Here is a 26,840-nt window from a genome sequence, read left to right on the forward strand (position 1 = left end):
CTAAAAAGGGGAAAAGACGTTTGTTGGCAGTGCGCTCGCTTTGCTCGTTTCTGGTTGACCCGCATAATTCCCTTTAACGAATCATTCAGATCGAACTGGGTGTTCCGTCGCGTAGCCGAAAAGTACGGGGGAAGTCATGGCACAGGCGAAAAAGGCTGAAGAGCCGTCGATGGAGGAGATCCTCGCATCGATCCGCCGGATCATATCTGACGAGGACTCCCAGGGCGCTGATGCCGGTGCAGCCGACGTCAGCGAAAAAATTGAAACACCGGTTGCAGAAGAGGCGGCAAACGACATGGGCGATGCCTCAGAAATGTCCCAGGACGATCTCGACAAGCTGTTCGATATGGACAGCGAAGTTGAAGATGTCGCGGAGGATGAGGATCTGGACGACATGGCTGCGGCCATGGAAGCCGATGCTGATGCTGATGGGGACGCGGACGGAACGGAAGACGACGTTCTGGAACTGACGGAAGAGCTCGCGGTTCCCGATGAAGAACCGCTGGAGATGGTCGAAGGACTTGCCGAGGATTTCGACAGTCCCGAAAGCGACGTCTCTTTTGCCGAACCGCAGGACTTTGATCCCGAGCCTGCTCCGGCGATCGCCTCCATGCCCATTCCGGACGATCTTCCTCCTGTCGTGGACGAAGGTCCGCTGACATCGGAAGACACCGGCGAAGCGGTTCATGCCGCATTCGATAATCTGACGAACATGTTCGTCGGGTCTCAGGCACAGACGGTGGAAGAGCTGGTCAAGGACATGCTGCGGCCGATGCTGAAAGCCTGGCTGGACCAGAATTTGCCGCCGATGGTGGAACAGATGGTTCAAAAGGAAATTCAGCGGGTCACCCGACGCCGTTGAATTCGGTCAGGAAGACCAGCCAGGAGGCACTTCGCATTCGCGGGAATGAGAAGTGCTTTTACATTTGAGGTTGGCCGCTTTTGATCTGCCGCGCGGCTGCGCCATTGTCCGTCGGGCAGGCCGAAAGCCTGCAGTCCCTGAAACCGGTCCGGGCAATATCGCTACAAAGTTCCTGCCATTCGCAGCCCGCGCAGGCGGACCGGATCGAGCCGGCCCGGAATGCCTCTCTGAGGGAGCATATCTGGGCGCTGCTGAGTGAAAGACGTCCTCCGGTCTCCAGTTTGCAGCCCAGTACTGCAGAGATTTCGTCAACCGCAAGCCGGTCTCTTTCCACCACGCTGCTGCGGCGGCAGTGACAGGTTGTTTCCTTGAGCATCGGTCGGCAGATGTCATCCGGTCCACTGACGAGCCGCAGCGCTTCGCCGGAGTTCAGCCTCCTGACGATACGGTCATAGTTGCGCACGAAATTCGCCGTGTAGCCTTTGCCGAGATAGGTCAGCAGGCACAGGAGGTGATGCGGGCGCAACGAGACGGTCATCCCGTTCTTATCGCAGCAAACCCGCTGCAACCCAAGTCTGGAATTGTTCCTTTCCGGCTCCGGCATGGCTAGAGCCGCACCGGATCCCGGTTCCGGGCTGAAAAGTCGCGATTTCAGGGCCTTCAGTGCGGGCGTGACGATGGTTTCACGGGTTTACCCGGTTGACTTGCGCCGACGCATCCGATTTACACGATGGCTCACGAATACCGAGATTCATCCTCCCATTGAGTGACCCTGATGCTGGATAAGACCTACGACGCGGCCAGTGTTGAGCCGCGGATTTACGAAACCTGGGAACAGGCGGGGGCCTTCAAGGCCGGTGCCGGCGCCAAGGACGGCGCGCCCACCTATTCCATCGTAATTCCGCCGCCCAATGTGACAGGTTCGCTGCACATGGGCCACGCGCTGAACAACACGCTGCAGGACATCCTCGTGCGCTTCGAGCGCATGCGCGGCAAGGATGTTCTCTGGCAGCCGGGCATGGACCATGCGGGCATCGCCACCCAGATGGTCGTCGAGCGCCAGATGATGGAGCGCCAGGAGCCCGGACGCCGGGACATCGGCCGTGCGGCATTCGTCGAGAAGGTCTGGTCCTGGAAGAACGAATCCGGGGGCATGATCTTCAATCAGCTCAAGCGTCTCGGCGCCTCCTGCGACTGGAGCCGGGAACGGTTCACCATGGACGACGGCCTGTCCAGCGCCGTTCTCAAGGTGTTCATTCAGCTCTACCGCGAAAATCTGATTTACAAGGACAAGCGCCTCGTCAACTGGGACCCGGCGCTGCTGACCGCAATTTCCGATCTTGAGGTCGAACAAAGAGAGCTGAACGGTCATCTCTGGCATTTCCGCTATCCCCTGGAAGGCGGCGCGACCTATGAAGCGCCCGTCGACTGGGATGACGAAGGCAAACCGACTGCGTTTGAAACGCGGGACTATATCGTTGTCGCAACGACCCGGCCGGAAACCATGCTCGGCGACACCGCTGTCGCGGTGAACCCCGAGGACCCCAAATACCGGGATCTTATCGGCAAGCATGTCGTTCTGCCGCTCGTCGGTCGCCTGATTCCGATCGTTGCCGACGACTACGCCGATCCGGACGCCGGTTCGGGTGCCGTCAAGATCACGCCTGCCCATGATTTCAACGACTTCGAGGTCGGAAAACGGCACGGACTTCCCATGATCAGCGTCCTCGATCGCGAGGCCAATGTCACGCTGAAGGACAATCCGGAATTCCTCGACGGTCTGACCCCGGACGCGACACAGCGCGCCCTATGGGAGCAGCTGGAAGGCCAGGACCGCTTTGCCGCGCGCAAGCGGATCGTCGAGTTCTTCGAGGAGGCCGGCCTGCTCGACAGGATCGAGGACCACAAGCACATGGTGCCGCACGGCGACCGGGGCGGTGTTCCGATCGAGCCGCTTCTGACCGACCAGTGGTATGTGGACGCCAAGACGCTTGCCAAACCGGCGATCGCTTCGGTTCGCGAGGGCCGTACCAGATTCGTTCCGGCAAACTGGGACAAGACCTACTACGAGTGGATGGAAAACATCCAGCCGTGGTGTGTGTCCCGCCAGCTCTGGTGGGGACACCAGATCCCCGCCTGGTACGGACCTGACGGCGGCCTGTTCGTTGAAGAAAGCGAAGATGCGGCGATTGCAGCTGCCAGGGCGCACTACGGCAAGGACATCGAGGTCACCGATATCGAGACCGCGCTGGCCTCCTGGGAAGGCAATGCCGGAGACGCGGTCCTGATTTACCGTGACGAGGATGTACTCGACACCTGGTTTTCCTCCGCACTGTGGCCGTTCTCCACCCTGGGCTGGCCCGAAGAAACGCCGGAACTTGAAAAATACTTCCCGACATCGGTGCTGATCACCGGATTCGACATCATTTTCTTCTGGGTTGCCCGGATGATGATGATGTCCAAGCACTTCATGAAGGAAGAACCCTTCGCGGACGTCTATATTCATGCTCTCGTTCGGGACGAGAAAGGGCAGAAGATGTCCAAGTCCAAGGGCAACGTCATCGACCCGCTTGCCCTGATCGAGGAATTCGGCGCAGACGCCCTGCGGTTCACGCTGGCGGCCATGGCCGCGCAGGGACGGGATATCAAGCTGGCGACCAGCCGGGTGGCCGGTTACCGGAATTTCACCACCAAACTCTGGAACGCGGCCCGCTTTGCCGAAATGAACGGCTGTGTCCGGGTGGAGGGATTCGATCCTGCATCCACGCAACACATACTCAACCGCTGGATCGCGACCGAAATGGGCCGGTGCATCTCCGACGTGACCTCCGCGATCGAAAGCTACCGTTTCAATGACGCGGCCGGTGCTGCCTACCGGTTCATCTGGAACACCTTCTGCGACTGGTACCTGGAACTCGCCAAGCCGATCTTCAATGGCGATGACGAGGCGGCGAAAGCCGAAACGCGTGCGACCGCCGCATGGGCCCTCGACGAGATCCTCAAGGTGCTGCATCCCTTCATGCCGTTCCTGACGGAGGAACTCTGGGAGCGCCTCGGCGACAACGGCGTGAAGACCGGTTCCCTGCTCATGCAGACCGCCTGGCCCGAGCCGAAAGTTGCCGACGACAACGCGGCGGGAGAAATCAACTGGCTGGTGACTCTGATTTCCGAAATCCGGTCGGTTCGCGCGGAAATGAACGTGCCTGCGGGAGCGAAGGTGGCTGTCGTCGTCGCCGGAGCCAATGATCTGACCCGCAGCCGGCTCAAATCCCACGAGGCCGCGATCTTGCGCCTGGCCCGTGCCGAGACGATCGAGACCGCCGATGCGGCCCCTTCCGGCGCAGCCCAGATCATCGTTGGTGAGGCTACCGTATGTCTGCCGCTGGCCGGTGTCATCGATCTCGGCGCCGAAAAGGCGCGGCTTCAGAAGGAAGCCGGCAAGCTTGAAGATGAGATCGCCAAGATCTCGAAGAAGCTCTCAAATCCGAAATTCGTCGAGAAAGCTCCGGAAGATGTGGTCGAGGGAGAGCGGGAAAAGGTGGCAGTTGCGAGCGAGAAGCTGGAGAAGGTGGGCATTGCCCTGAAGCGGCTGGCTGAAATCGGCTGAACCGGGCTTGCGGTTTCGAGAGGGAATTGTCTTTTCGGGGCCGCAATTCGGTGCTAGCGGGAACGTCCACATGCTCTGGCGGCATGGAATCTGTATGAGGTTGATGGCTGACTTGAGTGAGACAATGAAAGCGGCAATTCGCATCCTGAAGGGACTGGGTGTCGCGGCGATTGCCGTGACGGCGGTGAGCGCATCCGCACATGCGGAAAAAATCGAAAATCCCGTTGCTGTCTTTTCCGGTCTCGACAAGATCACCGGACGCATCATTTCCTTTGATGTCTATATCGGCGAGACGGTCCAGTTCGGGGCCCTGCAGGTGACGCCCCGCGTCTGCCACACGCGCCCTCAGACCGAGTCGCCGCTGACCACCGGCTTTGTCCAGGTGGACGAGATCACGCTCAACAACGAAGTCCGGCGGATCTTTTCCGGCTGGATGTACGCCGCCAGCCCCGGCCTGCATGCGGTGGAACATCCGGTCTACGATATCTGGCTGACCGACTGCAAACTCGCGTCGAGCGTACCACCTCCCGAAGACTATGACGGCCCGCCGATCACCGGCGTTGTGGCCGAGGGCGAGGATCCGTTGGCCGGTCCCGATGACGGTGTTGAAAGCGGACCGGGCATCCCCAGGCCGAAGCCCTTTGATGGCTGAGCTGGCAAGAGAGGCAGAATGCCGGTAACGGCAGGGGCAAACGCTGTGAACAGCGGTTCTGCCTAGGGGGAAATCCCCGTTCAGCTCTCACATGTCCGGAAAATCTTGTAAAAAAAGCCCGCTGAGACAGCGGGCTTCACAGGTTCGGAAGATCAGTCGACGTTGAGGTAATCCGCCGGGGTCAACCCGAGCCGTCCGTCGACATAAGTGCCGCAGCGCTCGATCAGCTCATCCAGATCGTTTTCGAAGAAATGGTTGGCGCCGGGAATGGTTTCGTGATCGATCACGATGCCCTTCTGGGTTTTCAGCTTGTCGACCAGTGTCTGGACATCCTTCTGCGGCACGACCTTGTCGTTGTCGCCATGGATGATCAGGCCGGATGACGGGCAGGGGGCCAGGAAGGAGAAGTCGTGCAGGTTCGCCGGCGGTGCGACGGAGATGAAGCCTTCGACTTCCGGGCGACGCATCAGCAGCTGCATGCCGATCCAGGCGCCGAAGGAAAAGCCGGCGATCCAGCAGGCGCGGGCATCCGTATGAACGGTCTGCACCCAGTCGAGCGCGGCCGCTGCGTCGGACAATTCGCCCTGACCGTGATCGAAGGTACCCTGGGAACGGCCGACACCGCGGAAATTGAAGCGCAATACGGCAAACCCGCGCCGGGCGAACATGTAGTACATCTGATAAACAATCTGGTTGTTCATCGTGCCGCCGAACTGGGGATGCAAGTGCAGAACCAGCGCGATGGGCGCGTTCCGTTTTCTTGCGGGATGGAACCGGCCCTCGAGCCGGCCGGCGGGACCATTGAAGATCACTTCGGGCATGAAGCGCTGTGTCCTTGTCAAATTGTCGCGCCAGGTGATTGGCGCTGGATTTTCAGAGTCGTGTTACGTGATTTCCCGTAACTCTAAACTTGACTCTTTGGCTCCGAGTTTCTAGAACCTTGTTTAGAATTATTCGAAAGTTCGCGCCACCCACTCAGTTGCAGACGACGCTCGGTTCGACCGGTTGGGGGGTGTTATCGTCATCACAGCGGAAAATTTCAAGTTTTTCGAACATGTGTTTGACTTTAAAGAGAAATTTCGACCCTAAACAAGCACAGTCTCAGGCAGAATAGGTGTCATGCAGCGCCGCTTCGATCCGATCTACCTTGACCACAACGCCGGCGGGCCGCTCAGACCCGTCGCGCGTGCGGCCATGATCGAGGCGCTGGAAGACACGGGCAACGCCTCTTCCGTTCATGGTCATGGGCGCAGGGCGCGTGGCCGGATAGAAGCCGCGAGAGAGAAGGTTGCCCGTCTTTGCGGCGCCGGCAGCAGGGCCGTGACCTTCGTCTCCGGAGGCACGGAAGCCAATATGACAGCGCTGTCGCCCGCCTGGCAGGACAGGGGCGCGCCGGTCTACCTCGACAAGCTGTTCATGAGTGCGGTCGAACACCCCTCGGTCGCTTCCGGCGGACGGTTTCCCGTTGCCGACCATGTGGTTGTCCCCGTTGATTCCGACGGCCGCCTCTTGCTGGATGCGCTCGAGACGGTGGTGAAGGATGCCAGCCCGGGTCTGATCTCGGTCATGGCCGCAAACAACGAGACCGGCGTGATCCAGCCGCTGGCGGAAATCGGCGCGCTTGCCGAGAAACATGGTCATTTCTTTCACGTGGACGCGGTTCAGGCCGCAGGCCGGATGGAAATCGACATGGACGCCTGGCGGGCGGATGCCATCACCGTGTCGGCCCACAAGTTCGGCGGGCCGCAAGGCTGCGGCGCCGTGGTCGTCAGGTCGACCGCGCGTGTGCCGTCTCCCCTGATGGTTGGTGGCGGGCAGGAAAACTGGCGGCGGGGCGGTACGGAAAATGTCGCCGCGCTTGCCGGATTTGGAGCTGCGGCGGAAGCGGCTCTTGAAGAAGCGTCACAAACACGCCATCTCGCAGAGATGAGGGTGAGGCTCGAGACAGGGCTGCGGAGCGTGTGTCCGGCCACCGTCATCTTCGGAGAAGCCGCGGATCGTCTCGATAACACAAGCTGTTTCGCCGTACCGGGCGTTGCGGCGGAAACCGCGTTGATCGCGCTGGATCTCGATCACGTATCCCTGTCGTCCGGTTCTGCCTGTTCCTCGGGAAAAGTGTCAGTATCGCATGTTCTGACGGCAATGGGTATCAGGGAAGAGCTTGCCCGCTGCGCCCTTCGAGTCAGCATGGGCTGGAACACGACGGGCCCCGAGATCGACAGGGTTCTCGAGCTATGGCCGCGGATTGTCGACCGGCTCAACCCGGAGGCTCGCCACAGGGCGGCCTGAAAACGGAATTCGGTGGGATCCCCACCGGCAGGAAAACAGCAGACAAGTCTTCCTTGTCTGCCTGATTGTTCGAGTTGCGGGCAGGGCGCCCGCTGATTGGAGGCAAGATATGCCAGCTGTACAGGAAACCATCGACAGGGTGAAAGCCATCGATGTCGACCAGTATAAATACGGCTTCGTGACGGATATTGACTCCGAAAGAGGCGCCAAGGGGCTCTCCGAGGAGACAGTCCGCTTTCTGTCGGCCAAGAAGGACGAGCCTGAATGGATGACCGAGTGGCGTCTGGATGCGCTGCGCCGGTTCCAGCAGATGGAAGAGCCGGACTGGGCGCGCGTTTCTTATCCGAAGATCGACTTCGACGAGCTCTACTACTGGGCGTCGCCGAAATCCGTCGAGGGCCCGAAAAGCCTTGATGAGGTCGATCCGGAACTGCTGGCCACCTATGAAAAGCTCGGCATCCCGCTTCGTGAACAGGAAGTTCTGGCAGGGGTGGAACCGAAGAACCGCGTGGCCGTCGATGCGGTTTTCGATTCCGTCTCCGTGGTCACCACCTTCAAGGAAGAGCTCAAGAAGGCAGGCGTCATCTTCTGCTCCATCTCCGAGGCCGTGCGCGAATACCCTGACTTGGTGCGGAAATATCTCGGTTCGGTTGTTCCGGTCACCGACAATTACTATGCCACGCTGAACTCGGCGGTCTTTTCGGACGGTTCGTTCGTCTATGTTCCCGAAGGCGTGCGCTGCCCCATGGAACTGTCGACCTATTTCCGTATCAACGAACAGAACACCGGGCAGTTCGAGCGTACGCTGATCATCGCCGAAAAGGGGGCCTATGTCTCCTATCTGGAAGGCTGCACGGCACCGCAGCGCGATGAGAACCAGCTGCATGCGGCCGTCGTCGAACTCGTCGCGCTGGACGATGCGGAAATCAAGTATTCCACGGTCCAGAACTGGTTCCCGGGAGACAAGGACGGCAAAGGCGGCATCTACAACTTCGTCACCAAACGGGGTGACTGCCGCGGCAAGAACTCCAAGATTTCCTGGACCCAGGTGGAAACCGGATCTGCGATCACCTGGAAATACCCGTCTTGCATCCTGCGCGGCGAAAACTCCCGCGGTGAATTCTATTCGATCGCTGTGGCCAACGGCTATCAGCAGATCGACAGCGGCACGAAGATGATCCATTTGGGCAAGAATTCGTCCAGCCGGATCATTTCCAAGGGCATCTCCGCCGGCAAGTCGCAGAACACCTATCGTGGCCTGGTTTCGGCGCACCGGAAGGCATCCAACGCGCGCAACTTCACCCAGTGCGATTCCCTGCTCATCGGGCAGGATTGCGGCGCGCATACGGTGCCCTACATCGAGAGCAAGAACGCCTCGGCCCAGTTCGAGCACGAGGCGACCACTTCGAAGATCTCGGACGACCAGATGTTCTACTGTCTGCAGCGTGGCCTGACCGAAGAAGAAGCGGTGGCGCTGATCGTCAACGGTTTCGTCAAGGACGTGATCCAGCAGTTGCCGATGGAATTCGCCGTCGAGGCGCAGAAGCTGATTTCGATCAGCCTGGAAGGATCCGTCGGGTAAATCCCGGCATCGAACGACATGAATTGGGCCGAAGGGCCGCTGAATTTACGAGGATTATCTCATGCTTGAGATCAAGAACCTGCACGCCCGCATCGCGGAAGACCATACGGAAATCCTGCATGGCGTCGACCTGACGGTCAACGCGGGCGAAGTGCATGCCATCATGGGGCCGAACGGCTCCGGCAAGTCCACCCTGTCCTACGTCCTGGCTGGCAAGGACGACTACGAAGTCACGGAAGGCGAAGTGCTCTTCAATGGCCGCAACATGCTGGACATGTCGCCGGACGAGCGCGCCGCTGCCGGCATGTTCCTGGCGTTCCAGTACCCGATCGAGATCCCGGGTGTTGCCACCATGGAATTCCTGAAAACGGCCATGAATGCGCAGCGCAAGGCGCGCGGTGAGCCCCAGCTTTCCATTCCCGACTTCATGAAGCGGGTCAAGGAAGCCGCCGGCTTTCTCAACGTGTCCATGGACATGCTGAAGCGGCCGCTCAATGTCGGCTTCTCCGGCGGCGAGAAGAAACGTGCCGAAATCCTGCAGATGTCCCTGCTGGAGCCGAAGCTCTGCGTGCTCGACGAAACCGATTCCGGCCTGGACATCGATGCGTTGCGCATCGTCTCCGACGGCGTCAACAAGCTGCGCGGACCGGACCGGGCCATGGTGGTGATCACCCACTACCAGCGCTTGCTGGATCACATCGTCCCGGACGTGGTGCATGTCCTGTCGAAAGGCCGGATCGTCAAGACCGGCGACAAGGATCTGGCGCTCGAACTGGAAAAGAACGGCTACGCCGACTACGTCGACGCCGCGGCTTGAGGGAGCAATCCGACATGAATGCAAGCGTCCCCATCAAGCACACCCAGGCGGAAAGCGATCTGATCGGTCGCTTCGACACCGCCAGGGGTGCTCTGACCGGTTCCGTGGCGGTTACCGCCCTCAGGGAAGCCGCTGTCAGCCAGATCCGCGACAAGGGTCTGCCGCACCGGCGCGTCGAGGAATACAAATACACCGACCTGCGCGCCTTCATGAAGGCGGCGGCACCAATGGCCGCCGCAGCAGATGAAGCCACGGTCAGAACCCTTCTGGACAGCCATGATGCCTTTGATGGCCTGGAGCGCTACCGGATCGTTGTTGCCAATGGGGCCTTTCTTCCCGGCCTCTCGGATATCGAGGCCCTGGCAGGCGAAGGCGTAAGCGTCGCCAGCCTGACGGAAGAGCTCGCCGGCCCGCATGGCGCACAATTACTTGCCTCGCCCAAATCCGCGGCCAATGACGGGGTCCTGGCCCTGAACACCGCATTCGTTCAGGGCGGCGTGGTGGTGACCGTGAAGGAGGGGGCCGAGGTCTCCAGGCCGGTGGAACTGATTCACGTGGCGGCCTCGGCCGGCGCGCAGATCAGCCGGAACAGGATCGTTGTCGCCAAGGGGGCGAAACTGTCCCTGCTGGAAACCTTTGCCGGCGACAGCGGAGATGGTGAAATCAATACGGTGTTCGACTATGACGTCGCCGACAGTGCCTCGCTTGCGACGACGCGGCTGATCGTCGGCCAGTCCCATGCCGCCCGTCTGTTCACGTCGATCACGACCATCGGTGCAAAGGCCGAGTTCAAGTCCCTCGGTTTCATCGCCGGCCCGCGGTTCACGCGGAACCAGCAATTCGTCAATTTCGCCGGTGAGAATTCCAACGCCGGGATCTATGGCGTCACCATGGCACGCGATGAGGATCTGGCGGACCAGACCCTGATCGTCGACCACGCGGTTCCCAATTGCAACAGCCGCGAGTTCTTCAAGACGGTTCTCGACGGTCGGGCGAAGGGCGTATACCAGGGGCGCATCAACGTTGCCCCGCACGCCCAGAAGACCGATGGCGAAATGATGACCCAGGCGCTGCTCCTCTCCGAGGAGGCGGAAATGGCCAACAAGCCGGAACTGGAAATCTTCGCCGACGACGTGATTTGCGCTCACGGGGCAACCAGCGGCCAGATCGACGAGGACCTGCTGTTCTACCTGCGTGCCCGCGGTATCCCGGAAGACGAGGCCAGAACGCTCCTGGTGCTTGCCTTCCTTGCCGAGGCGATCGAGGAATATGGCGAGGATGACGTGACCGAAGGCCTTGAAGCGCGCGTGCGCGACTGGCTCACCGGTCACTAGATCGGCGAGCTGCCAGTCCGGTGCGACTGGGGTTTGAAAGCCGATCGGATTCAAAATGTCGGGGTATCTTGCCCGCGCCCAGCCGCGCGAGCGATTCTCCGGAGACAAGACGGCCATCGTAGCCGGGTCTTGCGGCGATCCATTCAGCACCCGGCCACGGGGTCGTGGGCGGACTGTGACGGGAATGGACGCCGAAGCCGCCTCACGGTGTGCCGGACAGGCGATCTGGAAACAAGGAGCAGCGGCGCATGACGGTTGCAACCGCTCACGAGACCTCGCGGGCATCGGACTACGATGTCGAAACGATCCGCAAGGACTTTCCGATTCTGGCGCGGGAAGTCTATGGCAAGCCGCTGGTCTATCTCGACAACGGCGCATCGGCGCAAAAGCCGCAGGCCGTGATCGATGCGGTCACGAACGCCTATTCGAACGAATATGCCAATGTGCACCGGGGTCTGCATTTCCTGTCCAATACCGCAACCGACAATTACGAAGCCGCGCGCGAGAAAGTGCGCCGCTTTCTGAATGCCGGCTCCGTTGACGAGGTCGTCTTCACCAAGTCGACGACGGAAGCGATCAACCTTGTCTCCTATGGTCTTGGACCGGATTATTTTGCCGACGGTGGCGAGATCGTTCTGTCCATCATGGAGCACCATTCGAACATCGTGCCCTGGCATTTCCACCGCGAGCGTCATGGTGCCAGTCTGAAGTGGGTCTATGTCCGCGAAGACGGTTCCTTCGATCTGGATGCCTTCGCCGATGCGCTCAGCAGCAAGACCAGACTGGTGGCGATCACGCATATGTCCAACGTTCTGGGCACCGTGGTCCCGGTCAAGGAGGTCTGCCGGATCGCGCATGAGCGCGGCATTCCGGTGCTGGTTGACGGCAGTCAGGCGGCGGTCCATCTGCCGGTCGATGTGCAGGATATCGATTGCGACTATTACGTCTTCACCGGCCACAAGGTTTACGGCCCGTCCGGGATCGGGGTGCTGTGGGGCAAGCCCGACAGGCTGAAGGCGCTGCGCCCCTTCAATGGCGGCGGCGAGATGATCCTGGATGTCACCGAAGACGTAATCACCTATAATGATCCGCCGCACAGGTTCGAGGCGGGGACACCGCCGATCGTTCAGGCAATCGGGCTGGGAGCGGCGCTCGACTATATGGATGCGCTCGGCCGGGAAAACATTGCCCGTCATGAGGCGGATCTGAAGGAATATGCTCATCAGAAACTGAAGGAAATCAATTCCCTCAGGATCTTCGGGGATGCGCCGGAGAAGGGGGCGATCGTCTCCTTCGAGATAGAAGGCGCCCATGCCCATGATGTGGCAACGATTATCGACAGGGCAGGGGTCGCCGTTCGTGCCGGCACCCATTGCGCCCAGCCACTCTTGGCAAGATACGGCGTGACCTCTACATGTCGGGCAAGCTTCGGGCTTTACAACACCCGCGCCGAAGTGGACGCGCTCTACGAGGCGCTGCTCAAGGCGCAGAGCTTTTTCGGGTAAGGACGGACCCACGATGGACAACGCTACAACGATTGATACCAACGCCGATGGGGAAGAGCTGCAGACCGAAGTCTCGGCCAGAAGCGCTATCCCTGCGGAAGAACTCGACAGGCTGACGACCGATATCGTCGGTGCCCTGAAGACGGTCTATGATCCGGAAATTCCCTGCGATATCTATGAACTCGGCCTGATCTACAAGGTCGATATCGAGGATGACCGGTCGATCAATATCGACATGACACTGACCGCTCCGGGATGTCCGGTCGCCGGTGAAATGCCGGGCTGGGTGGAAAATGCGGTATCGTCGGTGGCCGGCGTCGGCCCGGTCAATGTCGATATGGTCTTCGATCCACCCTGGACGCCGGACAGGATGTCCGACGAAGCAAAGGTCGCCCTGAACTGGTATTGAGTTGGCAACCTTTAATCCGATAAGCTGAAACCCCATATCAGGTTTTGAGCTTCCGGAACGGAATGAGGACGACATGGCTTCTGCTGGAAAATTCCAGGTTATGACTCTGACGGATGCCGCTGCCGGGCGGGTGAGGGAACTCGTCGAGAATTCGGACGGCAAGGCGATCGGCCTGCGTGTCGGAATCAAGACGGGCGGTTGCGCCGGCATGGAATACACGATGGATCTGGTGGAAGAGGCCAGGGCTGGAGACGATGTGATCGAGGACAAGGGCGTCAAGCTGTTCGTCGACCCTTCCGCGGTTCTTTTCCTTCTCGGCACGGAGATGGACTTCGAGGTCACCAAATTCCGATCCGGGTTTGTATTCCGCAACCCGAATGAAGTGTCCGCCTGCGGCTGTGGTGAATCCGTGTCGCTTCAGGCCGCCGACATGAATGCCGCCGCCCGCTGAACGCGGCGCGATACAGCCTCTGCCTCTCTCTCTGTTCCCACGGATCCTTCATGACACTGTTTGAACGCCTGAAGGCCGATGCGGCGCCGCAATGGGCGGCCTATACGCAACACGACTTCGTAACGCAGCTTGGCGACGCCTCCCTGCCGCAGGAATGCTTCCGGCATTATCTGGTGCAGGACTATCTGTTTCTGATCCAGTTCGCCCGAGCCTATGCGCTCGGGGTCTACAAGAGCCCGACCATGGCCGACATGCGTCAGTCTCTGGCCGGCGTGAAGGCGATTCTCGATACCGAACTCGATCTTCATGTCAGCCTGTGCGCCGGCTGGGGCATGTCCAGGGACGAGATCGAAAACGCCCCGGAAGACACGCCGACGATGGCCTACACCAGGTTCGTTCTCGATGCGGGCATGTCCGGTGATCTTCTGGATCTTCAGGCTGCCCTTGCGCCCTGTGTCATGGGATATGCGGAGATCGGCGCGCGTCTTCACACGGAGGGCGCGGATCATGCGGAAAATCCGTACCGGAGCTGGATCCGGGAATACGCCGGTGAGGCCTATCAGGAGCTCGCAGGCGGATTTGCCGCCTGGCTGGATGGGACCGCGGATCAGGTCCTGACCGAAAACCGCTATCCCCGTGTTCTGTCCATATTCGAGAAGGCTTGCCGCCTGGAAGCCGATTTCTGGCAGATGGGGCTGGATGTTGCGCAGAGCGAATCCTGAGGGAAGCGGTTTCTCTGACACTCTGATAATATCGCGACGGATTTCCGGGCAGCTATGTGGTCGGTACCGAAGGACTGCGGTGCACGCAAACCTTTGCATCCACCGGCTTTGCGAGCGTGTCCGTTCGCGCACTGCCTGAATTCAATGTGACTCAAGCAGCATCAGGCAACGTCGGTCTGCTCGGACGCGAGATCCTTTTCACTCTTCACGAGATTGCGGCCGGCGTTCTTTGCCGCATAAAGGGCTTCATCCGCCCGTGAAACGATGGAGTGGACGTTGTCCGTGCCCTGATATGTGGCGATGCCCACGGATATGGAGACCCGGCCGAGATTTTCGCCGGTGGACCGCTTTACCAACTCCTTGGACATCACGGCCACACGAATACGCTCACCGATCTCAGAGGCTGATTCCAGCGTTTCCTGCGGGAGAATGATCGCGAACTCCTCACCGCCATACCGGCAGGCGACGTCCTGGGCCTTGATGTTCTGTTTCACCGCCAGGGCGACGAGACGCAGCACCTGATCACCGGTCTGGTGGCCGTAGGTGTCGTTGAATTTCTTGAAATGATCGATATCGGTCATCAGCAACGCAAATCCGGCCCCGCCCGTCTGTGCCTTTTCGATGGCCCGTTCGATCGCGTTGTCGAAGTGTTTTCTGTTGCTGAGTGTTGTCAGTTCATCTGTCAGCGATTCGTACCGGATCGCTTCGAGGGAAGACTGAAGGTTTTCGATGTGCTTTTTTGACTCCAGCAACTGGCTTTCAAGCTTGCGGTTGGAGGCGACCGCACTTTGGGTCGATTTGACCAGATGCGTTACGTAATGCTGGAGTTTCTTCGGATCCGAGACGGACTTGATCTTGTCGACGGCCCGTTCCAGCGCCGTGCCATAGTCGGAGGTCGCGTCGGCGCTCAGTTTGAGAGAATCGACCAGCTCCTCGACTTCCCGGGACACCTTGGTGCCGACTTCATCAAGCCGGTCGCCCAGACGGATGGGGGACAGGAAGCGGCCGTAGAGCGTCAGCATTTCCTCGGTGCTGACCCGACCGTTTGCCTTGATGGTCTCGTTGATGGCCCGGTTCAGGCCCTGATTGTATCCGGCGGAATAAGTGTACCACAGCTCATAGCAACGCGGGTAAGCCGGCAGCGTGTTTTTCTTGATGTAATTGATGGCGGACGCACCATACCCGATGGTCCGCTTATGGTCGTCAGAATCCGACATCAAGCTACTCTCGCCTAAGTCCCGCGAACCGCCCCACACGGCTGCAAGAACTGGTTCCAGATTCTGCCGGAAGGTTTAAGGAGCCGTTAAATCCGGGCGGAATCCTTTAGGGGACTTTTGGTCAGGAGGCTTTCTTGGGCCGGGGTTCGCGCAGAAGGAATGCGGGAATGTGAACGCCCGGGCTGAATGCCGGTTCCTGCTTCTCGTTTCTGGACTTTCTGTTTCCCGAAGGCTCCGGATTTTTGGGAACCGGGATCGGGGCAAGAGCGTCCTGATCTTCCTCAACGCTGCTTTCAACCACCTGTCGGGGCTTGGGCGGCGAACGCCTGCGGCTTGGTGCGGGCGGCTTTTCGGCCTCGTTGTCGTTGCTCGACTTGACGCTTTTCGCCGCTTTCCCGGTCTTCCGACGGGCCTTGCGTTCCTTGTTCGCGGTTTCGAAATCGATCGGTTCGCCCACCCAGGTGAGTGACTTGTTGATCAGGGTTTCGATCGCGGACAGATATTTGTGGTCGTCTTCGGTCACAAGAGTGTAGGCCGTGCCTTTCCGGCCTGCACGGGCGGTGCGGCCGATCCTGTGAACATAGTCTTCGGCATTGATCGGAACATCGTAATTGAAGACGTGGCTGACCTCTGGAATATCCAGGCCGCGCGCGGCAACATCGCTGGCAACAAGAATCTTGATGTTACCTTTTCTGAAGTTGTCGAGCATTGTCATGCGCGTACGCTGGTCCATGTCACCGTGAAGGGTGCCGACATTGTACTCGTGGCGTTCCAGAGAGCGGAACACCGTCGTGACGTCGCGCTTGCGGTTACAGAAGATGATCGCGTTCTGCAGATCTTCCGCGCCTTCGAGCAACTCGCGCAGCACCGCGCGCTTGTCGAAATCCTTGGAGCCCGTCGCCTTGAGCAGCTGGGTCACATTGTCGGAGGTGGAGGACGTCGGCGCGACTTCGATCCTTGCAGGATTTTGCAGGAAGGCTTCCGTCAGCCGCTGGATTTCCGGCGGCATGGTTGCCGAGAAAAACAGGGTCTGGCGTGTGAAGGGGATCAGCTTGCAGATACGCTCGATATCGGGAATGAAACCCATGTCCAACATGCGGTCGGCTTCGTCGATCACCAGGATTTCAACACCCTGCAGAAGCAGTTTTCCGCGTTCGAAATGGTCGAGCAGACGCCCCGGCGTCGCGATGAGCACATCCGTGCCGCGATCCAGCTTCTTGTCCTGTTCGGAAAACGAGACGCCGCCAATGAGCAGAGCGACATTGAGCTTGTGATTGGTGCCGTATTTTTCGAAATTCTCCTCGACCTGCGCAGCGAGTTCGCGCGTCGGTTCGAGAATGAGTGTACGCGGCATGCGCGCCCGTGCGCGCCCCTTTTCGAGGAGCGTCAGCATCGGCAGCGTGAAGCTCGCGGTCTTGCCGGTGCCCGTCTGTGCGATGCCCAGCACGTCACGCCGTTCCAGAACCTGTGGGATTGCGCCCGCCTGGATTGCCGTGGGTTCCTTATAACCTGCTGCTTCAACTGCAGCGAGGACCTTCTCGCTAAGACCGAGAGTATCAAATGCCATGGAGCGCTTTGCCCGGATGTTATTTCAGATGTCGTGAATTGTCTGGCGGCGAGGTGGGAACCGTCGCAGCCAACGTGCGCACCCTACAACCATGCGCTCCGGTGTCAATGCGTCGAAGAGGTAAAATGTAAAGAAAAGCGAGTATTTCTGCGCATGTTTTGCCATCTCAGTTAATACAGCGGCATCAAGCTCATGAAATAGGCAGCAAGTTTCAATACAGGTTACAGAAATTCCCGCCAGGAACGATCCGTCCGAAGTCCGGGGCAGGGCCTATCCGCTGGCCACCGTATTGCAAAAGCATGCCGAAATCCTGCGAATATATCGCGGGCGAAGCTGAGCCCGGTTACGCAGAGACAGCCGCTTGCGCGTAGAACAATTCATAGTCTGCTTTGTATCGGCGCCTGAGTTTCTGGCACAGGTCTTCGTCCTCGAAGGAGCGCAGGGTCGCGGCCGACACATGATCCAGCGCCCTGTAGGTAAGCGACGGAGTGGGCTGGTAGTCCAGCGAGCTGGCGCTCAGAAAGGTATCCAGGGATTGTTCGAAATGCTCCAGCAGCAGGATAAGGTCCGCCGTGAGTGCCCCCTTGTAGGTCAGAGCCGCGGTCTGGCTGCGGAAGAGATTATCCGCCTCCAGATCGGAGATGGAAGCCACATGCGCGACGAAATCCGGTGGCGACATGGATTTGTCGAAATAGCTTTCCTGATAGTAGGAGGGCAGCGGGAGGTCGGTAAGAATGATCTTCTCGTAGCAATAGGCGAGCCTGTGCAGCGGATCCTGCACCCAGGCCACGATCTTCATGTCCGGGTGGCGCCGCTTCAGCTCACGCGCCGTGAGCAGTTCCACGTTTCCGTGGAACAGGCTTCTGTCCGAAATCTCATTGGCTTCGGCTGACCTGGCCGTTGAGGGGAAGTTGAAATCGTTGCCCGCCAGACGGTGAAGAACCGGTGCAAGCGCATGAAATGCCGGTTCCGCGATCCTCGCAAAGGCGATGTCATGCTCGGGAAAGGCCAGATACACATGATTACGCAACGGACGGCGGCGCTTGTCGAAAATTGTATAAACCCGGTTTAACATAATACTGGTCCGGTAGGCATTCCTGGGGGCGGAGCCGAGGATCAAACGCTCCGTATTGCGCTCCAGGGACTGAAATCCAGGCTACAAGTTACGCGTTTCCGCAGCTAGATATCAAGGTCATCCGCAAATTCCGCGTTCTCCTGGATGAACTGGAAGCGGGCTTCAGGCTTGTTGCCCATGAGCCGTTCAACCGTGTCGTTGGTTTCGCCTTCCGACACTTCATCAACGCCGACCTTCAGCAGAGACCGTTTCGAGGGATCCATGGTCGTTTCCTTCAGCTGGGAAGGAAGCATTTCGCCGAGGCCCTTGAACCGGCCGATTTCGACCTTTGACTTGCCCTTGAAAACCGTTGCCAGCAATTCGTCCTTATGCGCATCGTCGCGCGCATAGAGCGTCTTGCCTCCCTGGCTGAGCCGATAAAGAGGAGGAACGGCAAGATAAAGATGTCCGCCGTGGATCAGCTCAGGCATCTCGCGGAAAAAGAAGGTGATCAGAAGGGAAGCGATATGGGCGCCATCGACGTCGGCGTCGGTCATGACGACGATCTTCTCGTAGCGCAGATCCGCTTCCCTGTATTGCGAACGTGTGCCGCAGCCGAGGGCCTGGATGAGATCGGCGAGCTGCTGGTTGGCGACCAGCTTGTCCCGGCCGGCATTGGCGACGTTGAGAATCTTGCCGCGCAGGGGCAGAATCGCCTGATTGGCGCGGTTACGCGCCTGCTTGGCTGACCCGCCAGCCGAATCGCCCTCGACAATGAAGAGTTCGGTGCCTTCGGCCTGATTGGCGGAACAATCGGCGAGTTTTCCCGGCAGGCGCAGCTTGCGGACGGCGGTCTTGCGCGCCACATCCTTTTCCTGCCGGCGCCGCAGCCGGTCCTCGGCACGGTCGATCACCCATTCGAGGATCTTGTTGGCCTGGTTCGGCGAGGCGGTCAGCCAGTGGTCGAATGCATCCCGGACCGCAGTCTCGGCAATTCTCGTGGCTTCGTTGGTCGCAAGCCTGTCCTTGGTCTGGCCGACGAATTCCGGCTCCCGGATGAAGACCGACAGCATCCCGCCAGCGGAGGTCATGACATCATCACCCGTGATGATGGCCGCCTTCTTGTTGTTCGTCAGTTCGCCATAGGCTTTCAGACCGCGCAGCAGCGCATAGCGAAAGCCGGCTTCGTGCGTTCCGCCTTCCGGTGTGGGCACCGTGTTGCAGTAGGAATTGACGAACCCGTCGCCCGCGAACCAGCTGACCGCCCACTCAACAGAACCGTGCTTGCCCGTCTTGTCTGTCCGTCCGGCAAAGATCTCATCGACGACACGGCGCTCCTTGGTCAGCCGTTCGGCCAGAAAGTCCTTCAGGCCGCCGGGGAAATGGAAGACGGCCTCTGCCGGTGTCTCGTCCTTTTCCGTCAGCAGTTCGGGGTCGCAGTGCCAGCGAATTTCGACGCCGCCGAACAGATAGGCCTTGGAGCGGGCCATCTTCAGTAGTCGGGCAGGCTGGAATTTCGCGCCCTTGCCGAAGATCTGCTCGTCCGGCCGGAAGCGCACCTGGGTACCGCGGCGGTTTTGCGTGTCGCCCACAAACTCCAGCGGACCCTGCGCGTGGCCGCGGCGGAACGTCTGACGATAGAGCTTGCGGCTCCGGGCAACCTCGACGACGAGTTCCTCGGACAGCGCGTTCACGACGGAAATGCCGACGCCGTGCAGACCGCCGGAAGTCTCATAGACCTTGCTGTCGAACTTGCCGCCGGCGTGCAGTGTGGTCATGATGACCTCGAGCGCGGACTTGTCCTTGAACTTAGGGTGCGGATCGACCGGAATGCCGCGTCCGTTGTCGGTGACGGACAGAAATCCATCGGCGGACAGGGTCACGTCGATCCAGGTCGCATGGCCGGCAACCGCCTCGTCCATGGAGTTGTCGATGACTTCCGCAAACAGGTGGTGGAGCGATTTTTCGTCGGTGCCGCCGATATACATGCCGGGGCGCCGGCGAACAGGCTCCAGCCCCTCCAGAACCTCGATATCCGCGGCCGAATAGTCATCGGGAACGGCAACGGCTGCAACCGGACGGGTTTTTCGCGGCGCAGGGGCGGGGGTGTCTCCGGTTGCCGGAGTTGAAATCGCCGCGTTGCCTGCAAATAGATCGTCTTTTGCGCTCATTCCGTTTCCCTGATGGCTCCTTGTGCGCGAATTGCCGGCACCTGGCGCCGTTACCTACACCGAATCGCGCTCCAGTTTGAAGGACAAAGATAGAACGGCAAAGGGTTTTGGCGCGAAGCCCCCGTTTTCAACAGAGTCCGCGGGCACAATTCGATCCGGAAACACATCGTCAACCCGGAGGTGATCTAATAGCCCGCGCTTGATGAAGGAAGCAAGGGTGGGAAAATGTGCCTATTCCGCAACACTGGCCGAGAGAGTCATTCACGCGGCCCCGGATTGATCGAGCTGCCAAGGTTCGGCCATGTTTGCCCGCCTATCCTTGAGTATTGTCTGATCCGGCGCCGTTTGCAGCCCTCCGGTTCGATTGTCCGGGTGAGACGCAGGGAACCAACAAATGGTCTTATTTGGACGCGCTGCGGCCCAACTAAGGCCGAATTGATTGGCCACTGTAGATCGACCGGCTTTCGTGTGAACTGACGGGAAAGCAGACGGGTCGATCGGCCCTTATGTGCCGGCGCATTCAGTGTTCAGTTGAACCGGGATGCCGCAGGACGAACCGAAACGGGAAACCTGCAGGAGCCGGGCTCGGCGGGATGATAGAGACTTGAAGATGCGCTTGGCGCGGACAAAAAACGAGATCGGAAAGATCGTCCGCCGGATCAATGTCATTTGGCCGGCGGGTAATAGTGTGACCGGGATGCGAAACAACAGCTCAATGCGTCAACGTCTTGGCATGACAGGACTTGCGCTCGGCCTTCTGGCAATGATGACCGCGGCCGGACCGGCTCTGGCATTCGATGGCCAGCCGGCATCCACCAGGGCGATAGGCCCGGACGACCTGTCGCCGATGGAAGCTCTCCGGGCAGGGGCCCGGCAATATTACTCAGGCGACAAGACCGGGGCTCTCGGCTCATTGCGGTATGCGGCTGAAAACGGGCAGCCCATGGCGGCCTGGAAGCTCGGCGAAATGTACGCCAAGGGCGACGGCGTTCAGGAAGATGACCTGAAGGCGTTCCAGTATTACAGCCAGATTGTGCGCGAGCATGGGGAAGACCGGCCGGACGCACCCGATGCGCCTTTCGTGTCCAGTGCCTTTGTTGCGCTTGGCTCCTATTATCTGAACGGTATCGATGGGGCGGTGCCGAAAAACGAATCCCGGGCCAGACAGATCTTTACTCATGCCGCGTCCTATTTCGGCGATGCGGATGCGCAATATGAGCTGGGCCGGATGTACCAGAGCACCAACAGCCGGATGGCTGTCCGCTGGTACAATCTGGCGGCCCTGAAAGGGCATGTCGGCGCGCAGGCAAGGCTCGGCGAGACGCTCTATTCCCTCGGCTCCTCGGACAAGAAGAAGGCCCGCGGTCTCATGTGGCTGACCGTGGCACGGGAACAGGCCGCCGGCCCGGATGCCGGCTGGATCAATTCCATGCACGAACAGTATTTTGCCGTGTCACCGGAACCGGTCAGGCAGATGGCACGATCGCTGGCCGATGGCTGGCTGCAGCAGAACCGGCCGGACATGCAGACCGCTCAGCAGGTTCCCCTGCCGCAGTGACGGCCGTGAATTCCCACTGACATCAATGATGGGCCACATGCCTTCCACAGTCGACAGACTGTCAGGAGCTCTCGAGACGGGCTATCCCCGCGAGGCTTGCTCCGGCACCACAGGCACGGTTCTGTCACCTTGCTTCGAGCCGGCCGGCTGAAGCCGGGTCACGGGACAGGGCGCGTTGCTGAATTGCCACGAGGTGTTGTTCAGCACCATGCTGCAGGTCGCCATGCGCGAACCGTCCGATCCATTGAGGCATATCGATTCCCCAAGACTGTAGTCCTGTCCCTTGTATCTGCAGGTGCAGGAGACGGTCTGGGCCTTGACGAGGCTGCCGCCAAGGGAACCGAACACAACCATCAGAGCGGAAAAGAACGCCAGTCGGCGAACAGGACATGTGCCGCCTGCACGCTTGCGCAGGAGCGATAAGGCATGTCCGCGGGCAGCCTGTGCGGACGAAATGCGGCGAGGCGTCATCCCATGATCCCCAAAGCTTACCATGGCCCCGGGGAACTGCAAGCTCGTGCCATGGTGACGGCACTGGCGCATTGCGCCTGGGACGCGTTGCAGAAAAGAAGAGGGGGACGTATCTATCCCTCACCGCTCACGCGGCGAGCTTCACCCAGACCGGCACATGATCGGAAGGTTTTTCCCAGCCGCGAACATGCTTGTCGATTCCGCAACCGGTCATCCGGTCGGTGGCCTGGGGCGACAGGAGAATATGGTCGATGCGGATGCCGTTGTTCTTTTGCCAGGCACCTGCCTGATAGTCCCAGAACGTGTAGATATCGGCTGCATCGCTGCAGGAGCGGACTGCTTCGGTCAGGCCTAGATGTGTCAGGGTTCTGAATCTCTGCCGGCTCTCTGGTTGGAAGAGCGCGTCATCGAGCCAGTTTTCGGGGTTTTTCGCATCGATGGGGTCGGGGATGACGTTGAAGTCGCCCAGAAGCAGGAAGGGGGTCTCTTCCGCCAGTCGCGTTTGCGCATGGGCGATCAGACGGTCCATCCACTCCAGCTTGTAGGGGAATTTTTCCGTGCCGAGCGGATTGCCGTTGGGAAGATAGAGGCATCCGAACCGCACGGCTCCGTCTGTCGTGGAAACACCGGCTTCGATATAGCGAGCCTGCTCGTCGGCTTCATTGCCGGGAAGGCCGCGCTGCACGTCTTCAAGCGGCGATTTCGACAGAATCGCGACGCCATTGAAACCCTTCTGGCCATGGGTTTCGACATTATAGCCGAGATCCTCGAAGGGCTGGCGGGGGAAATTCTCGTCAACCGACTTGATTTCCTGCAGGCAGGCGACCTCCGGGGAGGTCTCCTTGAGCCACTCAAGCACCGTATCGATACGGGCCTTGACGCCGTTGATGTTCCAGGTCGCGATTTTCATGAGCCGGTTGCCTCGATTTCTGAACATGCCGGGCCGACCGGCCGGTTGCCGTTGCCGCAGGCCCGGTCAGACCGCAAAGCTGGTCCCGCAGCCGCAGCCGGCAGTCGCGTTCGGGTTGTTTATCTGGAAGGCCTGTCCGATCAGGTCGTCGACAAAATCGATCTCCGCTCCGCCCATATATTGCAGCGAAATGGAATCGATCAGCACCGTGGCGCCCGACTTTTCGATCACGAGATCGTCGTCTTCCCTGCTGTCGACAACGTCGTATTTGTATTGCAACCCCGAACAGCCGCCGCCTTCCACGCTCACGCGAAGCATGCTTCCGTCCGGTTCTTTCGACAATATTGCCGCGATCCGCTTGGCAGCGCGGTCGCTGACTGTTACTCGATTTTCAAGTGTTTCGGTCATGGTCCGCCGACTCGCTTTGCGTCTGCCGCGTGGCAGAGCTTTAAACCTGATTTAAAGGTTTAAGTATGGTTTGCCGCCGCTCCCGTCAATGAGCGGCATGGGAAGTATCCAAGTTAGACACGGTGACACCGTGAGCGGAGGCTGGAAGCAAATGACGGCGGAAATAGGCTTTGGGGCGCAGTCCCGCGCCGTATACGCGGAAAACCCGGCAAACAGCCGGGGCCGGTTGTTTCCGGAATCAGAGAGCCCGACCCGCACGCCCTTCCAGCGGGATCGCGACCGCATCATCCATTCCTCCGCCTTCCGGCGGCTGAAGCACAAGACCCAGGTGTTTGTCTATCATGAAGGCGACCACTTCCGCACCCGGCTGACCCACACGATCGAGGTCTCGCAGATTGCCCGGTCTCTGGCGCGAGCGTTGCGTCTGGACGAGGACCTTGCCGAAAGCCTGGCCCTGGCCCACGATCTGGGACATACGCCCTTCGGTCATGAAGGGGAGGATGTCATGCATGAATCCATGGCTCCCTTCGGCGGTTTCGACCACAACGCCCAGTCCCTGCGGGTCGTGACCCATCTGGAGCAGCGCTATGCGGAATTCGACGGACTGAACCTTTCCTGGGAGACCCTGGAAGGTCTTGTGAAGCACAATGGACCGCTTGTCGCTGCCGACGGCGCACCGCTCGGAAAATTCAGGGGCGCGGAGCTGCCGTTCGCCATCAGGGAATATGCCGGGCAGCAGGATCTGCTGCTGGGCACATGGCCGGGCGGGGAAGCGCAGGCGGCGGCGATCGCCGATGACATAGCCTATGACGCCCACGATCTGGATGACGGCCTGCGGGCCGGCCTGTTCGCGATCGACGACATGCGGGACGTGCCGTTTCTGGCTGACATTCTCACCGAGGTGGATGCGAAATATCCCGGTCTGGAGGAAAGCCGCCGCATCCATGAGATCGTGCGCCGCTCCATCACCCGCATGGTGGAGGATGTGATTCATGAGGCCGTTCGCAACATTGCCCGGGTCAATCCCGGCAGCGCCGAGGACATCCGCATGGCGGGCCGCTGTCTTGTCGGGTTTTCCGAGGAAATGGCAGTTGCCGAAAAGGACGTGAAGCGATTCCTCTTCGCCCGGGTATACCGCCATCGGGATGTTCTGGCCGTCCGCAGGCTTGTCGCCCGTGTGGTCAGGGACCTGTTCAGCGGTTTCAAGGAAGACCCCGCCCTGATGCCGTCGCCCTGGAACGAGGGGCTGCAGGAGTTGAGCGAAGACGACGTTGCCAGACGGGTCTGCGACTACATTGCCGGAATGACGGACCGCTACGCCATAGAGGAACATCGCAGATTGTTTGACGACACCCCCGATTTGGGGTAGGCGCAGGAACGAATTACGACATGCCCCTCGACGCCGAAGGCTCTGTCTTTGCAGCGCGCGGGGGATTTGTGTTTTAAAGCCAGAAAATCTGATCGGTGTTCAATGAATATCTTCGCGGACTTCACTCAGCGTGTCAAAGAAGCTCTCCAGGCAATTGATCTCAAAGATGCAAATGGAGCAGCCCCGGATCTGTCACGCGTGGTTGTCGAGGCTCCGCGCGATCGTGCGCATGGCGATCTGGCCACCAATGCCGCCATGGTGCTTGCCAAGCCCCTGGGCATGAAGCCGCGCGATCTGGCCGAAAAACTGGCCGAACAATTGAACGGGGATCCGGAAATCACCGAAACGGCCATCGCCGGTCCCGGTTTCATCAACATGCGGGTCGCACCGGTCGTCTGGCAGCGCATCCTGGGCAGTGTGCTGCAGGAGGGCACGGCCTTCGGGTCAATCGAGCAGTCTCCGGCGCCGAAGGTGAATGTGGAATATGTGTCCGCCAACCCGACCGGACCGATGCATGTCGGGCACATTCGGGGCGCCGTTGTCGGCGATGCCCTGGCCAACCTGCTGCAATTCGCCGGCAACGATGTGGTCAAGGAATATTACATCAATGACGCCGGGTCGCAGATCGAAACCCTCGCTCGCAGCGTTTTCCTGCGCTATCGCGAGGCTCTCGGTGACGATATCGGCGTGATTCCGGCGGGGCTTTACCCGGGGGACTATCTCAAGCCGGTCGGAGAGCGCCTCAAGCAGGAATTCGGCGCGGCCCTGACCGACATGGACGAGAAAGAGTGGTTGCCGCTCGTGAGGGAACGGGCGATAGCCGCGATGCTTGACCTGATCCGCGAGGACCTGGCGGCGCTCGGCGTGGAACATGAGGTCTTCTTTTCGGAAAAGTCCCTTCATGAGCGCGAGCAAGGCAACGGTTCGAAAATCGATCTGATGCTCGATGGACTCCGCGACAAGGGCCTTGTCTACCAGGGTACCCTGCCGCCACCGAAGGGCCAGGTTCCGGATGACTGGGAAGACCGGGAGCAGACCCTGTTCCGGGCCAGCGATTTCGGCGACGACACCGATCGGGCCCTCAAGAAGTCCGATGGCTCCTACACCTATTTCGCTGCGGATGTCGCCTATTTCCAGGACAAGTTCGAGCGCGGTTTCCAGGAAGTGATTTATGTCCTGGGGGCCGATCACAGCGGCTATGCAAAGCGGCTCCAGGCTGTGGGCAAGGCCATATCGGACGGAAAAACCGAAGTGATCGTGCGGTTCTGCCAATTGGTGAAACTGATGCGCGACGGTGAGCCGGTGAAGATGTCCAAGCGTTCGGGGGATTTCATCACCCTGCGCGAAGTCGTCGATGAGGTCGGTTCCGATCCTGTCCGTTTCATGATGCTGTTCCGCAAGAACGATGCGCCTCTGGATTTCGACTTCAAGAAGGTCACCGAACAGTCAAAGGATAACCCGGTCTTCTACGTTCAATATGGCCACGCCCGCTGTTGTTCGGTTCTGCGCCAGGCGGCGGAGGAGTTTGCCGGGATCACGCTGGATGATGCCGAGTTCGCAAAGGCGGACTTCACCTTGCTCGAAGACAGGGGCGAGCTCGAGCTGATCGCCAGGATGGCCGAATGGCCGAAGGTGGTGGAGGCTGCGGCCGAAACACATGAGCCGCATAGAATCGCTTTTTATCTGCATGAGCTGGCAAGTTCTCTGCACGGCCATTGGAATAGAGGCAAGGAATTGCCGCATTTACGCTTTATTGACGGCAGTAACGCCAAATTAACCCTGGCACGTCTTGCATTGGTTCGTGCAATATCTTTGGTGCTCGCTTCGGGTCTGTCGATTCTTGGCGTCAATGCTCCTGAGGAAATGCGCTAGTTTAAACATATTG

General features: G+C 59.8%; 22 protein-coding genes. 14 read left to right on the forward strand and 8 right to left on the reverse strand.

The features are described 5' to 3' along the window. Positions 1–136 precede the first annotated feature (136 nt). Positions 137–862 carry a DUF2497 domain-containing protein gene (locus DCO57_RS02380; RefSeq protein WP_116697212.1) on the forward strand — a complete coding sequence of 242 codons (726 nt, stop codon included), beginning with the start codon at positions 137–139 and terminating at the stop codon, positions 860–862. Between the two features lie 58 nt (positions 863–920). Here DCO57_RS02380 and DCO57_RS02385 read toward each other — a convergent pair whose 3' ends face one another. Next, entirely contained in the window at positions 921–1,400 is a 480-nt protein-coding gene (locus tag DCO57_RS02385) for a DUF1284 domain-containing protein (protein WP_116697213.1), read from the reverse strand. 237 nt (positions 1,401–1,637) lie between these two features. Here DCO57_RS02385 and DCO57_RS02390 point away from each other — a divergent pair, with 237 nt between their 5' ends. Both DCO57_RS02390 and DCO57_RS02395 read left to right on the forward strand, forming a co-directional pair. Further along, entirely contained in the window at positions 1,638–4,469 is a 2,832-nt protein-coding gene (locus DCO57_RS02390) for a valine--tRNA ligase (RefSeq protein ID WP_116697214.1), read from the forward strand. A 124-nt stretch (positions 4,470–4,593) separates the two neighbouring features. Continuing rightward, complete coding sequence (locus DCO57_RS02395) at positions 4,594–5,121, forward strand: DUF2155 domain-containing protein (protein WP_116697215.1); 528 nt, start codon at positions 4,594–4,596, stop codon at positions 5,119–5,121. 152 nt (positions 5,122–5,273) lie between these two features. On the opposite strand, the gene DCO57_RS02400 is transcribed toward DCO57_RS02395, so the two are convergent. After that, positions 5,274–5,942: an alpha/beta hydrolase gene (locus tag DCO57_RS02400; protein ID WP_103224036.1), complete on the reverse strand. Its 669-nt coding sequence runs from the start codon at positions 5,940–5,942 to the stop codon at positions 5,274–5,276. Positions 5,943–6,240: 298 nt separating this feature from the next. Here DCO57_RS02400 and DCO57_RS02405 point away from each other — a divergent pair, with 298 nt between their 5' ends. The 8 genes from DCO57_RS02405 to tenA all read left to right on the forward strand — a co-directional run bounded on the left by DCO57_RS02405 (position 6,241) and on the right by tenA (position 14,230). Next, positions 6,241–7,410: a cysteine desulfurase family protein gene (locus tag DCO57_RS02405; RefSeq protein WP_116697216.1), complete on the forward strand. Its 1,170-nt coding sequence runs from the start codon at positions 6,241–6,243 to the stop codon at positions 7,408–7,410. Between the two features lie 109 nt (positions 7,411–7,519). Then, complete coding sequence (gene sufB / locus DCO57_RS02410; protein WP_116697217.1) at positions 7,520–8,992, forward strand: Fe-S cluster assembly protein SufB; 1,473 nt, start codon at positions 7,520–7,522, stop codon at positions 8,990–8,992. A 61-nt stretch (positions 8,993–9,053) separates the two neighbouring features. Continuing rightward, positions 9,054–9,809, forward strand: a complete 756-nt coding sequence (gene sufC, locus DCO57_RS02415; RefSeq protein ID WP_116697218.1) for a Fe-S cluster assembly ATPase SufC — start codon at positions 9,054–9,056, stop codon at positions 9,807–9,809. A gap of 14 nt (positions 9,810–9,823) precedes the next feature. Next, positions 9,824–11,143 (forward strand): Fe-S cluster assembly protein SufD, encoded by a 1,320-nt coding sequence (gene sufD, locus DCO57_RS02420; RefSeq protein ID WP_116697362.1) that lies wholly within the window; start codon positions 9,824–9,826, stop codon positions 11,141–11,143. A 248-nt stretch (positions 11,144–11,391) separates the two neighbouring features. Beyond that, entirely contained in the window at positions 11,392–12,648 is a 1,257-nt protein-coding gene (locus DCO57_RS02425; RefSeq protein ID WP_116697219.1) for a cysteine desulfurase, read from the forward strand. Positions 12,649–12,661: 13 nt separating this feature from the next. Beyond that, positions 12,662–13,057: an SUF system Fe-S cluster assembly protein gene (locus DCO57_RS02430; RefSeq protein WP_116697220.1), complete on the forward strand. Its 396-nt coding sequence runs from the start codon at positions 12,662–12,664 to the stop codon at positions 13,055–13,057. 100 nt (positions 13,058–13,157) lie between these two features. Beyond that, positions 13,158–13,508: a Fe-S cluster assembly scaffold SufA gene (gene sufA, locus DCO57_RS02435; protein WP_244287858.1), complete on the forward strand. Its 351-nt coding sequence runs from the start codon at positions 13,158–13,160 to the stop codon at positions 13,506–13,508. Between the two features lie 50 nt (positions 13,509–13,558). Next, positions 13,559–14,230, forward strand: coding sequence for a thiaminase II (tenA, locus tag DCO57_RS02440; RefSeq protein WP_116697222.1), 672 nt, complete (start codon positions 13,559–13,561; stop codon positions 14,228–14,230). A gap of 161 nt (positions 14,231–14,391) precedes the next feature. Here tenA and DCO57_RS02445 read toward each other — a convergent pair whose 3' ends face one another. The 4 genes from DCO57_RS02445 to parE form a co-directional block, all read right to left on the reverse strand. Continuing rightward, complete coding sequence (locus tag DCO57_RS02445; protein WP_116697223.1) at positions 14,392–15,447, reverse strand: GGDEF domain-containing protein; 1,056 nt, start codon at positions 15,445–15,447, stop codon at positions 14,392–14,394. Between the two features lie 121 nt (positions 15,448–15,568). Then, entirely contained in the window at positions 15,569–17,014 is a 1,446-nt protein-coding gene (locus DCO57_RS02450) for a DEAD/DEAH box helicase (protein ID WP_116697224.1), read from the reverse strand. A 343-nt stretch (positions 17,015–17,357) separates the two neighbouring features. After that, the gene (locus DCO57_RS02455) at positions 17,358–18,089 is read right to left on the reverse strand and encodes a sulfotransferase family 2 domain-containing protein (RefSeq protein ID WP_116697225.1); all 732 of its coding nucleotides are present in this window, start codon (positions 18,087–18,089) and stop codon (positions 17,358–17,360) included. 104 nt (positions 18,090–18,193) lie between these two features. Next, the gene (gene parE / locus DCO57_RS02460; RefSeq protein ID WP_116697226.1) at positions 18,194–20,239 is read right to left on the reverse strand and encodes a DNA topoisomerase IV subunit B; all 2,046 of its coding nucleotides are present in this window, start codon (positions 20,237–20,239) and stop codon (positions 18,194–18,196) included. A 715-nt stretch (positions 20,240–20,954) separates the two neighbouring features. Here parE and DCO57_RS02465 point away from each other — a divergent pair. Further along, on the forward strand, positions 20,955–21,797 hold the full coding sequence (locus tag DCO57_RS02465; protein ID WP_208977743.1) for a tetratricopeptide repeat protein: 843 nt from the start codon (positions 20,955–20,957) through the stop codon (positions 21,795–21,797). A 598-nt stretch (positions 21,798–22,395) separates the two neighbouring features. On the opposite strand, the gene xth is transcribed toward DCO57_RS02465, so the two are convergent. After that, a complete protein-coding gene (gene xth, locus DCO57_RS02475; protein ID WP_116697228.1) occupies positions 22,396–23,178 on the reverse strand; it encodes an exodeoxyribonuclease III in 783 nt (260 codons plus the stop codon). Positions 23,179–23,244: 66 nt separating this feature from the next. After that, positions 23,245–23,586: an iron-sulfur cluster insertion protein ErpA gene (gene erpA / locus DCO57_RS02480; protein ID WP_116697229.1), complete on the reverse strand. Its 342-nt coding sequence runs from the start codon at positions 23,584–23,586 to the stop codon at positions 23,245–23,247. Between the two features lie 151 nt (positions 23,587–23,737). Here erpA and DCO57_RS02485 point away from each other — a divergent pair, with 151 nt between their 5' ends. Both DCO57_RS02485 and argS read left to right on the forward strand, forming a co-directional pair. Beyond that, positions 23,738–24,955 (forward strand): deoxyguanosinetriphosphate triphosphohydrolase, encoded by a 1,218-nt coding sequence (locus DCO57_RS02485; RefSeq protein WP_116697230.1) that lies wholly within the window; start codon positions 23,738–23,740, stop codon positions 24,953–24,955. A 102-nt stretch (positions 24,956–25,057) separates the two neighbouring features. Further along, the gene (gene argS / locus DCO57_RS02490; RefSeq protein WP_116697231.1) at positions 25,058–26,827 is read left to right on the forward strand and encodes an arginine--tRNA ligase; all 1,770 of its coding nucleotides are present in this window, start codon (positions 25,058–25,060) and stop codon (positions 26,825–26,827) included. Positions 26,828–26,840: the final 13 nt, after the last annotated feature.

This window comes from Labrenzia sp. 011 (assembly GCF_003075075.1).
Classification (GTDB): Bacteria; Pseudomonadota; Alphaproteobacteria; order Rhizobiales; family Stappiaceae; genus Roseibium.

Coding starts and splice junctions, on each gene's coding strand:
- DCO57_RS02380 (WP_116697212.1), top strand. CDS start 137: ATGGCACAGGCGAAAAAGGCTGAAGAGCCGTCGATGGAGGAGATCCTC.
- DCO57_RS02385 (WP_116697213.1), bottom strand. CDS start 1,400: ATGACCGTCTCGTTGCGCCCGCATCACCTCCTGTGCCTGCTGACCTAT.
- DCO57_RS02390 (WP_116697214.1), top strand. CDS start 1,638: ATGCTGGATAAGACCTACGACGCGGCCAGTGTTGAGCCGCGGATTTAC.
- DCO57_RS02395 (WP_116697215.1), top strand. CDS start 4,594: ATGAAAGCGGCAATTCGCATCCTGAAGGGACTGGGTGTCGCGGCGATT.
- DCO57_RS02400 (WP_103224036.1), bottom strand. CDS start 5,942: ATGCCCGAAGTGATCTTCAATGGTCCCGCCGGCCGGCTCGAGGGCCGG.
- DCO57_RS02405 (WP_116697216.1), top strand. CDS start 6,241: ATGCAGCGCCGCTTCGATCCGATCTACCTTGACCACAACGCCGGCGGG.
- sufB (WP_116697217.1), top strand. CDS start 7,520: ATGCCAGCTGTACAGGAAACCATCGACAGGGTGAAAGCCATCGATGTC.
- sufC (WP_116697218.1), top strand. CDS start 9,054: ATGCTTGAGATCAAGAACCTGCACGCCCGCATCGCGGAAGACCATACG.
- sufD (WP_116697362.1), top strand. CDS start 9,824: ATGAATGCAAGCGTCCCCATCAAGCACACCCAGGCGGAAAGCGATCTG.
- DCO57_RS02425 (WP_116697219.1), top strand. CDS start 11,392: ATGACGGTTGCAACCGCTCACGAGACCTCGCGGGCATCGGACTACGAT.
- DCO57_RS02430 (WP_116697220.1), top strand. CDS start 12,662: ATGGACAACGCTACAACGATTGATACCAACGCCGATGGGGAAGAGCTG.
- sufA (WP_244287858.1), top strand. CDS start 13,158: ATGACTCTGACGGATGCCGCTGCCGGGCGGGTGAGGGAACTCGTCGAG.
- tenA (WP_116697222.1), top strand. CDS start 13,559: ATGACACTGTTTGAACGCCTGAAGGCCGATGCGGCGCCGCAATGGGCG.
- DCO57_RS02445 (WP_116697223.1), bottom strand. CDS start 15,447: ATGTCGGATTCTGACGACCATAAGCGGACCATCGGGTATGGTGCGTCC.
- DCO57_RS02450 (WP_116697224.1), bottom strand. CDS start 17,014: ATGGCATTTGATACTCTCGGTCTTAGCGAGAAGGTCCTCGCTGCAGTT.
- DCO57_RS02455 (WP_116697225.1), bottom strand. CDS start 18,089: ATGTTAAACCGGGTTTATACAATTTTCGACAAGCGCCGCCGTCCGTTG.
- parE (WP_116697226.1), bottom strand. CDS start 20,239: ATGAGCGCAAAAGACGATCTATTTGCAGGCAACGCGGCGATTTCAACT.
- DCO57_RS02465 (WP_208977743.1), top strand. CDS start 20,955: ATGCGTCAACGTCTTGGCATGACAGGACTTGCGCTCGGCCTTCTGGCA.
- xth (WP_116697228.1), bottom strand. CDS start 23,178: ATGAAAATCGCGACCTGGAACATCAACGGCGTCAAGGCCCGTATCGAT.
- erpA (WP_116697229.1), bottom strand. CDS start 23,586: ATGACCGAAACACTTGAAAATCGAGTAACAGTCAGCGACCGCGCTGCC.
- DCO57_RS02485 (WP_116697230.1), top strand. CDS start 23,738: ATGACGGCGGAAATAGGCTTTGGGGCGCAGTCCCGCGCCGTATACGCG.
- argS (WP_116697231.1), top strand. CDS start 25,058: ATGAATATCTTCGCGGACTTCACTCAGCGTGTCAAAGAAGCTCTCCAG.